Origin of the sequence: Thauera sp., from assembly GCF_034003485.1 — a bacterium.
GTDB lineage: Bacteria > Pseudomonadota > Gammaproteobacteria > Burkholderiales > Rhodocyclaceae > Thauera.
Genome location: NZ_JAVEYL010000056.1, coordinates 1 through 10,307, shown reverse-complemented (window position 1 = coordinate 10,307; position 10,307 = coordinate 1). Strand labels below are relative to the sequence as shown.

Below are 10,307 nucleotides of genomic sequence, written 5' to 3'. Positions count from 1 at the left end.
CTGCCCTGCCCAAGCCCCCGAAATCTTCCAGATCCCGCTCGACGACCTCGATCCGGCGGGCCTGCCGCCGCGCGGCACGCCCGAGTTCGAGCAGACGGTGATCGGGCGCTACGCGCTCGACTACGCGACGCTCGGGCCGTCGTACGTGAAGGAGGCGGCCGAGCAGTACAAGACAGTGGTGAAGCGTTTCCCAGATCACCAGGTCGGCGAGATGGCTGAGGAGGCGCTCACGCGCATCGGTCACGAGGAGATGCGCGCGGCGGTCGACGGCGGCCTGCGCATGGATGCGGTGATGTACATGCAGGCGGCGTTCGATCGCTTCGCCAAGCTCGACCAGGCGAAGGTCGGGCAGATCGTGATGGAGATCGCGCTGCTCGGCCGCAACGGGCTCGAGATCAACAAGCCGGCGATGCGCTACACGCTGCAGAACCTCGAGGGCGAGTTCTCCGGCCTGGCGCTCCTGGCGTATATGCACGTGGGTTTCCGGATGTTCGACGCCAAGGGCGACGCCGGGACCGGGCTCGATCGCGAGTACGAGGCGGCGGTGAAGATGCGCCGCGAGCGCTGAACCCGGCGAGGACCCCGACATGAGCCAGCTCCCCGAACGCTACCGGGCGGCGATCGCGCCGGTGATCGACAAGGCGCGCGAGCTCCTCGAGCAGGGCGAGGAGCTCGCGCCGATGGCCTTCGTCGGCAACTTCACCACCGGCGCCACGATCCCCACGGCGCTCGTCATGCGCTCGCCGGCCGACAAGGACGCAGCGGCGCGCACGGTGAAAATGCTCGCCGAGCAGCTCGACGCCGACTTCGTCTTCGTGCTGATGGAGGCCTACAGCCTGCGCGCCGATAAGGTCGCCCGCTATGAGGAGATCCTCGACGAGTACGGCTCGCTGGCCGACTGCCCGGCGAGCTGGCGGATCGACGTGGTGAGCCTGTCGCTCGAGACCCGCCACGGCGTGTGGGTCGCCCAGGTGCCGGTCAGGCCGAAGGGCATCAGCAAGAAGAAGCGCACGATCGGGGCGCCCGAGTTCCGGCATTACACCGAGGTGCAGGGGCGGTTCACGGAGCTGCTGCCGGTGAAGGAAGGCGAGGGCGGGCCTTCCGGTACGCTGCACTGAGGCAGCCGGGGAGGGCGCGCGCATGTGCGGTCGTTACGCCCTCTACGGTCCGGTCTCGCGCCTGCGCGAGACCTTCGACGCGACACCCGAAGGGTTCGACTTCGAGCCGCGCTGGAACGCGGCGCCGATGCAGTGGCTGCCCGTGGTGCGGCAGCGGTCGAACGGCGAGCGGGTGATTCACCGCCTGCGCTGGGGCCTCGTGCCGTCGTGGGCGAAGGACGAGACGATCGCCACGAAGCTGATCAACGCGCGCGGTGAGTCGGTCGCCGAGAAGCCCTCGTTCCGGGCGGCGTTCCGCCGCCGCCGCTGCATCGTGCCGGCCAACGGGTTCTACGAATGGCAGCAACTCAGTGACCAGCAGGGCGGTGGCAAGCAGCCGTTCTACATCCACCCGGTCGGGGGCGAGTTCTTCGCGCTGGCGGGGCTGTGGGAACGCTGGACGAGGCCGGCCGACGGCGAGGAGCTCGACACGTTCACGATCGTCACCACCGAGGCCAACGCGGCGATGCGACCGCTGCACGACCGCATGCCGGTGATCCTGGCGCCTGGGGATTACTGGGCGTGGCTGAACGGGGCGACTGCGGCCGAACAGGTGCAGGCGCTGGTGAGGCCGTGTCCCGAAGCGGCGCTCGCGGTGCATCCCGTGGGGAAAGCGGTCGGCAACGTTCGCAACGAGGGGGCGAACCTGATCCAGCCGCTCTGAGTCTTGTCGCTCGCCTCGGCGCACGACACGATCGTAGCCATTCTTCGTCCGAGGATGCGCGAGCCGTTTGCTCAGACGCAAGCCCTCCAAGAACGATTTTCCTGGAGAACTCGACTGGATTGCGTGGCGTTCAGCTCACTGGCTGATCCGGTTGGCTTGTTAGTTTTACATCCAAGAGCAAGGCCTATAAAGTCTACACAATGTAAAGACAAGGCGTGTGGGGCGCAAACCGATGGCTCGACGCAAGACCGAGGCAATCAATCTCAGGATGTCTGCCGAGATTAAAGAGTTGCTACGCCTCGCTGCAGACCGCGAGCATCGCACGCTCAGCAACATGATTGAGTATCTGCTCATCGACTACTGCGAGCGTCATGCCATCTCGCCCCCCGCTCAAACCGAAGAGAAGCCGGCCTCCAGCCGTCGCAAGCCCGTCAAGACCCCGTGACTTCAAACGAATCCCTCATCAAGCTGGGCTACCGACTTGGTCGCAGCGGCACGCATGCCGCCCGCACCATGATGTTCGACGAGCTGATGCTCCTTTTTGAACACACTACGTCGGAAACGACGCGAGACGGCTACCGTGACGAGGTGGTGGGTCTCAACGTTCTAGGCAAGCCGACACAGAAATCGCGTCTGCTCACGTTCGGCCACCTCGTCGAACTCTACGGCTTGGACCCTGCCATTCCGGTTTTCCGCATCTTTCGCAAGCTCTGGGCGCTTGATGAGGCTGCCAGGCCGTTGCTCGCCCTGACGCTTGAAATGGTGCGCGACCCGGTTCTTCGGCTCTCGGAGGCCTTTGTGCTCGCCAAGGGCGAAGGCGACGCCGTGCAGCGCGAAGAGGTCGAGGAACTCATTGCCGCAAACGAACCGGACCGCTTCAGTCCGGCGTCGCTCAAATCCATCGCCCAAAACATCAACGGAAGCTGGACCCAGGCGGGCTTCATGGTGGGGCGTAGGCGAAAGGTTCGCGCCGCGCCAAAAGTCACGCCGAGCAACATCACCTATGCATTATTCTTGGGGCATCTTGAGGGGCTCTCAGGGCAACGGCTGTTCTCATCCCACTGGATGACGCTGTTATGTAGCTCGCCTGACGAGCTGGAAGCCTTGGCAAACTCTGCCTCGCATCGGGGCCAAATCGTTTTTCTGAATGCCGGCGGCGTCAAAGAAGTCCGTTTCCCGGGCTTTCTAACTCCGGATGAGGAGCAATGGTTGCATGAGTAGCAAAGTCGCGAAGCTGGTCGGTGCCTACCGGGAGCACATCTCGGTGCCGTGGGCAGGAGGCCTGGCGGCGATTCAGCGCGTCATCTTTGCCGTGTATGACAAGACCGATGAACTGCGGCTGCGCGCGCACATCGATGAGTTCCGTCTGGCCACGCTCGAGGCCGGTCACGAATGGTTGCTTCTGGATGTCACCAACGCCTTCCCCGAATGGATGGCGGCCCAGGAGTACCGCGACGCCTACTTCGAGTGCCCCGAGGACCTCACCGGTTATCAGGCCGGAGAAGTCGTCGAGTTCGTCCACGACCTGGTCGACCGCATCAAGACGACCATTGCCGCCGAGGCGACGCCGAACACGGTGGTGGCCCTGATGGGCGTGGGCAGCCTCTTCGGACTGGCGCGTGTCTCATCGGTTGTGGAAGGTATCAAGGACGCGGTGGGCGGTCGCTTGGTGGTCTTCTTTCCCGGTGAATACCACCCGGAGAACCACGCCTACCGGCTGCTCGACGCGCGCGACGGCTGGAACTACCTCGCCGTGCCGCTGCTGGCCAAGGAAGCTTGAGCAACACGAAGCTGTAGTCACAACAAGAACAAGGGAACACGCTGTGCTGAACCGAGACATCTACGTCAAATCCCCCGAGCAAAACCGGCTGGCCAACAATGGTGTGGCCGAAGTCTCCGAAGACCACTCCGCCGCCGCTCTCGCGGTGCTGCGCTACGAGCTTGAAACCTTCGTTTGCGATGGTCAGTACGAGAAGGGCATCGAAACCATTCTGTCGACCTTCCTGCGCAACCTCGGTACCAAATCAGAACAACCTGGGGTATGGATTTCCGGTTTCTACGGCTCGGGTAAGTCCCATCTAGCAAAGATGCTCCGCGCACTGTGGACAGACCTGCCGCTACCAGGTGGCGCCTCCGCACGGGGATTGGCGGACCTGCCTGCCGGCGTATCCGACCAGCTCAAAGAACTCAGCACCCAAGGTAAGCGCAATGGTGGCCTGCATGCGGCGGCGGGCAAGCTGGGCGGAGGCGTCTCCAACGTGAGGCTGGCTCTTCTAGGGATTGTATTCCGCTCTGCTGGCCTACCAGAGCTTTATGCTCAAGCCCAGATAGTGGTGTGGATGAAGCGTGAAGGTATCTACGACGCGGTTTGCGAGCACTTGGCGAGCGCAGGAAGAAAGCTAGAGGCTGAGCTAATCCGGCCGTACGTCTCCAAGCATCTGGCAGAAGCGATTCTTCACGCCATACCCGGTTTCGCAGATAGCGAGCAGGCGACGCGGCAGTTCCTCAAGGCACAGTTCCCTGAAGCACGAGATGTGACAAACCAACAGATGACCACCGCGATTCAAGAAGCGTTGGCGCCTGATGGTAGGTTCCCGCTAACTCTCGTAGTGCTTGACGAAGTCCAGCAATACATCGGCTCGGATGCCGAGAAAGCTTACATGGTGCAGGAGGTGACCGAGACGCTCTCCAAGCACTTCAACGGTCTGCTGTTGTTCGTCGGTACTGGCCAGTCTGCGCTGTCTGGTATGCCCAACCTCCAGCGCCTGATGGGTCGCTTCCCGGTGCAGGTCACGCTAGGCGACTGGGACGTCGAAAACGTCACCCGCAAAATCATTCTCGCCAAGAAGTCGACCGCCCTGCCGGATATCGACCGCGTATGGCGCGATAACCTGGGCGAAATCTCTCGCCACCTGCGCGGCACCAAGCTCGAACACGTCACCGACGACGAAGCGGTCATCACGGCCGATTACCCCATCTTGCCGGTGCGTCGCCGCTTCTGGGAAAACATCCTGCGCACCATCGACGCTACCGGTACCGTCGCGCAGCTTCGCAGCCAGCTGCGTGTTGTGCACGAAGCCGCACTGGAAACCGCCGAGCAGCCGCTGGGTCATGTGGTCTCGGGTGACTTCCTCTACGACCAGATTGCCGCCAACCTGGTGTCCACCGCCCAGTTGTCGCGGGAAATCTTCGAGGCGGTGCAGAAGTTCGCCGCCGGCGACGCGTCGTCCCAGCTCAAGGCGAGACTGCTCAAGCTCATCTATCTCATCAACAAGCTCCCCGCAGAGAAAGCGCTCGCCATCGGCCTGAAGCCGACTGAGGACGTGCTGGCCGACTTGCTCGTCACCGACCTGAAGGGAGGCTCGACCGAGCTGCGCCGAACCATTCCTGCCCTGCTCGATGAGCTTCAGGAGAAAGACCACCTGGTGATGGCGCTCGATGGCCCCAATGGCGCCGAGTACCACCTGCAGACCCGCGAATCGAGCGCGTGGTACGACGAGTTCCGTTCCCAGGAATCTCAGCTCAAGGCTTCGCCACAGAACGTCGAGGTCAAGCGCGCGGACTTCTTCAAGGCGCGCTTTCGTGCAGTGATGAGCAAGGTGCGCGCGGTCCAGGGCTCGGCGCCCGAGGTGCGTACGCTCTCGGCCTGCTTCGACGAGGCGCTGCCGAAAGACAACGACAAGGCGCTTTACCTCTGGATTCAGGATGGCTGGCAGACCGACGAGAAATCGGTCGTCGCCGAAGCGCGCGCGAAAAGTGCCGAAAACCCGACGCTCTTCGCATACATGCCGGCGCAGAGCAAGACGGACCTCGCCAACGCCATCGTGACCCTGGAGGCCGCCAAGGCCACGCTCAGCCGCAAGGGCACGCCCAACACCGAGGAAGGGCGCAACGCGCAGCGCTCGATGGAGAGCCGCCAGCGCAACGCCGAGAAAGAAATCGAGACCCTGCTCAACACCTTGTTTGCGGGCGTTCGTGTGTTCCAGGCCGGCGGTCAGGAGGTCACCCAGGGCAACGACCTGGCCGAGCGCCTCAATGCGGCGGTGAAGTCCTCGGTCATCCGGCTCTATCGCGAGTTCGACGTCGCCGACCAGAAGGGCTGGGACAAGGTGCTGGACGAAGCACGCAAGGGCAATGCCGAGGCCATGCGCGCCGTCGGCCACCTGCAGGAACCCAAGTCCCACCCGGTGTGCCAGAAGATTCTGGGCTTCCTGGGTGCGGGCAAGAAGGGCGCTGACATCCGCGACAACTTCGAGTCGCCCCCCTACGGCTGGCCGCGCGACACCATCGACGGCGCGCTCTACATCCTGCTCGCCACCGGTGAGCTCAAGGCGCGCGACACCGTGCACAAAGCGGTCGACGCCAAATCGCTGGAGCGCAGCAAGCTCACCCAGGCCTTCTTCGAGCCGGAATCGGTCAACATCACCCCCATCCAGAAAATCAAGATTCGCACCCTGTTCCAGAATCTGGGCATCGGCTGCCAACCGGGTGAGGAGCTAGCCAAGGCGCCTGCCTTCATTGACAAGGTCAAATCCCTGGCCGCGACAGCCGGCGGCCCCGCGCCCCAGCCCGAACCGCCCAGCGCCAAAGCTATCACCGCCCTGGAGCAGGCGAGCGGCAATGGTCTGTTGCTGGAGCTTGTTTCAAAGGCCGACGAACTCACCGTGCTGGCCAAGCAGTGGGAGCAGACCGCGCAGCTCATTCAAAGGCGTCTGCCACTCTGGAATCAGCTAGACGTACTGCTGGACTATGCCACGTCACTCGGTCCTTATGCAGAGCTGAAGGCCGAGGTCGCAGCCATCTCCGCGCAGCGCAGCTTGCTGGCCGAGCCGGACCCGGTCCGCCCAGTGCTGGAGCGCGCCACCGACACCTTGCGCAAGGCCCTGACTGCCAAGCTCGACGCCTACCGCGCCGAGCATGAGGCCCAGATGGCGCAGCTCGAGGCCGACAGCAACTGGCAAAAGCTCGACGGCGAAAAACACGCCGAGCTGATTCGCGCGCACCACATCGACCCGCCCGTCACGCTCGACCTCTCCACCGCCGAGAAGCTCGCCGATGCGCTGGACGACTGCGACCTGCAGCGCTGGATCGAGCGCACCCAGGCGCTCACGACCCGCTTCGCTGCCGTGCGCATGGACGCTGCCAAGCTCCTCAAGCCCAACGTGGTCCAGGTCAAGCTGCCGCAGCGCACCCTCAACGATGTCGATGAGGTCAGGGCCTGGCTGGCTGAAGTGGAGCAGCTCTTGCTGGCCCAGGTAGCCAAAGGCCCACTGACCTTCTAAACTTGTATATCCCGTATATACATTACAGAGAGGTCGTCATGCTGACGCGTATGTTCAAGAGCGGCAATTCGCTCGCGGTGCGCATCCCCAAAGAGCTCGCCTTTCTGGGGCCTGCTGATGAGGTCGAAATCGAGCGCGTTGGCAACACCCTGGTGTTGCGCCCGGTGGAGCGTGAAACCCTGGCGGACGTGCCCGCAATTTTTGCCTCCTTCAGCCCCGATTTCATGGCGGGCGAGCGCGAGTTTCACGAACAGAAAGAGCGCGACTGGGGCGGCGTGTTCGGCAGCGACCCTGCGGATGCGGATGAACCGCCAAAATCGACCGACGGAGCCTGAGCACGATGCCCTACATGCTCGACACCAACATCTGCATCCACCTCATTCAGCGTCATCCGCCGCAGGTGTTGCAGCGCCTGGCTGCCTTGAAGCAGGGCGAAGCGCTGATGTCGGTCGTCACCTACGCCGAGCTGCGGGCCGGCCTTGAGATACAGCAGCGTAACCGCGACCACGACGAAAAGGTGCTTGCGCTGCTGGTGCAACGCATCCCGGTGCTGCCCTTCACCGAAGCAGCCGCCGAGCAGTTCGGCATCTTGCGCGCAGCCATCCGCGACCGCCGCCGCGACGCCCTCGACCGCCTGATCGCCGCCCACGCCATCGCCGCCGGCACAGTGCTGGTCACCAACAACGAAGACGACTTCCGCGACTACCCCGGTCTGCAGCTGGAAAACTGGGTCGCGGCCTGACTGCTCCAATCGCATACGACATCAAGGTTCTGCATGACCCAAGCCAGCCTCGCCAAGCCGCTGCGCACCCAACTCGAAAACACCGTCAAGTCCGCCCGCGACATCGCTGAGACGGCCGCCCGTGCCGCCTTGCAGCAGCTCGCGGTGGGCGAGGGCAGGGTGCCGGACTACCTGAACGACGCCCAGCGCGCCCTGCGCCGCCGCCTGCGCGCCCACGGCCGCAGCTTGGGCGATGCCAAGCACGGCGACGACACCCAGGAACTGCGCCGGCTGGTGTGGGAAGTGGCTTACGAGCATTGGCACCGCATGCTGTTTGCCCGCTTCCTCGCCGAAAACGGCCTGCTGTTGTGGGAGCCGGGTGCGGCGGTGTCGCTGCAGGACTGCCGCGAGATGGTCGACCACCACCCCGAGATGGCGATGGGCGCGCGCAGCGAGTGGGAACTGGCCGGCAAGCTCGCGGCCCGCATGCTGCCGCAGGTGTTCAAGCCGCAGCATCCGGTGTTCGAGCTGGTGTTCGCGCCCGAGCATCAGCGCGAGCTGGAGCGCCTGCTCGCCGCGCTACCGGCCGAGGTCTTTCAGGCCAGCGACAGCCTGGGCTGGGTATATCAATTCTGGCAGGCGCGGCGCAAGGACGAGGTCAACGCCTCGGAGGTGAAGATTGGCGCGGACGAGCTGCCCGCCGTCACCCAGCTGTTCACCGAGCCTTACATGGTGGACTTCCTGCTGCACAACTCGCTCGGCGCCTGGTGGCTCACCCGCCATCCGGAAGCGCCCTGCCCGGTGCAGCTCACCTATTTGCGCACCGTTCCTGCTCCCTCTCCCGCCGGGGCGGGAGAGGGTTGGGGTGAGGGTGGCGAAGTGCCCGCAGCCGGCAAGTTCGACGGTTGGCCTGACACGCTGGCTGACTTCAAGCTGCTCGACCCCTGCTGCGGGTCGGGGCATTTTCTGGTGGCGGCCTTCCTGATGCTGGTGCCGATGCGCATGACGGCGGAACACCTCGCCGCCCGCGAGGCGGTGGATGCGGTGCTGCGCGACAACCTGCACGGCCTGGAACTGGACCCGCGTTGCGTGGAAATCGCCGTGTTCGCGCTGGCGCTCGCCGCCTGGCGCTTCCCGGACGAGGCTGGCCAGCCGCTGGGCGTGCGCGCGGACATGCCCGCGCCCAACATCGCCTGCTGCGGGCTGAAGGTGGCTGCGCGGGCGGCGGACTGGATGGCGTTGGTCCCCGACGAAGTGCCCAACGCCGCCTACCTGCGCCAGGAGCTGCGCCTGCTGCACGACAGCTTTTCGCAGGCGCCGCTGCTGGGCAGCCTGCTCGACCCGGCGCGCAGCCTGAAGAACGACCTCGCCACCCCCAGCTTCGACACCTTGCGCGCACTGCTGGAGCAGGCGCTGTCCACCGAGCGTCCGGCCACGCTGTGGGGCGAGGGCAACGAGGTGCAGGACGAGGCTTGGGACCACGCCCTGACCGCCCGCGGCCTGCTCGATGCGGCGCGACTGCTGGATGCGCGCTATCACATGGTGGTGACCAATGTGCCCTATCTGGCGCGCGGCAAGCAGTCCGACGCGCTGAAGGCCTTCTGCGAAACGCATTACCCGGACGCCAAGAACGACCTTGCCAACGTGTTTCTGGAGCGCTGCCTCGAGCTGTCGCAGCGCGGCGCGGCCGGCGTGGTGCAGATTGTGATGCCGCAGAACTGGCTCTTCCTCACCAGCTACAAGAAGCAGCGTGAAAGCCTGCTGAAGCGGGTGCAGTGGAATCTGCTGGCGCGGCTGGGGCCGGGCGCCTTCGAGACCATCCGCGGCGAGGTCGTACAGGCCGTCCTGCTCACCCAGACCCATGCGCCGGCGGACGAGGCGTTTGCCTTGCGCGGCGTGGATGCCAGCGGCCCCAAGGGGGCAGCGGAGAAAGCAGCGCTGCTGCGGGAGGGGGAGGTGGTGTCGGTGGGGCAGCGGGCCCAGTTAGATAATCCGGATGCCACCGTTAGCCTTGATGACCAACAGGGTGTCAAGCGCCTCGGGGAGATTTGCTATGTCCGAGGCGGGACTACAACAGGTGATTCACCTCGGTTCCGTCGCACTTTTTGGGAGGTTGATGCGAGTGACGAGTCCTGGGCACGGCAACAGGGCACCGTTGACTCTCAAGTGCCGTATGGTGGTCGAGAGTATTGTTTGCTCTGGGAGAACGGTGAAGGTGCGCTGTCCAAGCTCACTGGCGGATTGGGCGCAACCATCGCAGGGCGAGATGCATGGGGGCGTAACGGGATTGCTATCACCTACACGCGAAGCTGCACCGCGACGCTCTACACGGGTGACATCTATGAGAATGTTATATGGGCGCCTCGAAAAACCTCGGCCCCTCTGTGATTGGTAAAATTGGATTGTCCTGATTTCGTTCTCTGCCGCCAGCCATGAAGAAACGCACCGCCATCAAGACCGACCTGTTCGCCGACGAGCATCAC

The 10,307-nt window shown here is 64.2% G+C and carries 9 protein-coding genes and 1 pseudogene; all 10 read left to right on the top strand.

The window, feature by feature from the left end; genetic code table 11:
• Nucleotides 1-568: pseudogene (locus tag RBT54_RS17495) on the top strand (hypothetical protein); the annotation flags it as partial.
• Nucleotides 569-587: 19 nt separating this feature from the next.
• A complete protein-coding gene (locus RBT54_RS17490) occupies nucleotides 588-1,118 on the top strand; it encodes a hypothetical protein (protein ID WP_320368295.1) in 531 nt (176 codons plus the stop codon).
• Between the two features lie 22 nt (nucleotides 1,119-1,140).
• Nucleotides 1,141-1,821, top strand: a complete 681-nt coding sequence (locus RBT54_RS17485; protein ID WP_320368294.1) for an SOS response-associated peptidase — start codon at nucleotides 1,141-1,143, stop codon at nucleotides 1,819-1,821.
• A 232-nt stretch (nucleotides 1,822-2,053) separates the two neighbouring features.
• Nucleotides 2,054-2,266: a ribbon-helix-helix domain-containing protein gene (locus tag RBT54_RS17480; RefSeq protein ID WP_043743649.1), complete on the top strand. Its 213-nt coding sequence runs from the start codon at nucleotides 2,054-2,056 to the stop codon at nucleotides 2,264-2,266.
• Nucleotides 2,263-3,042, top strand: a complete 780-nt coding sequence (locus RBT54_RS17475) for a hypothetical protein (RefSeq protein ID WP_320368293.1) — start codon at nucleotides 2,263-2,265, stop codon at nucleotides 3,040-3,042. Before RBT54_RS17480 ends, RBT54_RS17475 begins: the two co-directional genes overlap by 4 nt.
• A complete protein-coding gene (locus RBT54_RS17470; protein WP_320368292.1) occupies nucleotides 3,035-3,601 on the top strand; it encodes a BREX protein BrxB domain-containing protein in 567 nt (188 codons plus the stop codon). Before RBT54_RS17475 ends, RBT54_RS17470 begins: the two co-directional genes overlap by 8 nt.
• A 43-nt stretch (nucleotides 3,602-3,644) precedes the next feature.
• Complete coding sequence (gene brxC, locus RBT54_RS17465) at nucleotides 3,645-7,103, top strand: BREX system P-loop protein BrxC (protein ID WP_320368291.1); 3,459 nt, start codon at nucleotides 3,645-3,647, stop codon at nucleotides 7,101-7,103.
• A gap of 38 nt (nucleotides 7,104-7,141) precedes the next feature.
• Nucleotides 7,142-7,438, top strand: coding sequence for a type II toxin-antitoxin system VapB family antitoxin (locus tag RBT54_RS17460; protein ID WP_320368290.1), 297 nt, complete (start codon nucleotides 7,142-7,144; stop codon nucleotides 7,436-7,438).
• A gap of 5 nt (nucleotides 7,439-7,443) precedes the next feature.
• A complete protein-coding gene (locus RBT54_RS17455; protein WP_320368289.1) occupies nucleotides 7,444-7,845 on the top strand; it encodes a type II toxin-antitoxin system VapC family toxin in 402 nt (133 codons plus the stop codon).
• Nucleotides 7,846-7,878: 33 nt separating this feature from the next.
• A complete protein-coding gene (locus RBT54_RS17450; RefSeq protein WP_320368288.1) occupies nucleotides 7,879-10,212 on the top strand; it encodes an Eco57I restriction-modification methylase domain-containing protein in 2,334 nt (777 codons plus the stop codon).
• Nucleotides 10,213-10,307 lie beyond the last annotated feature (95 nt).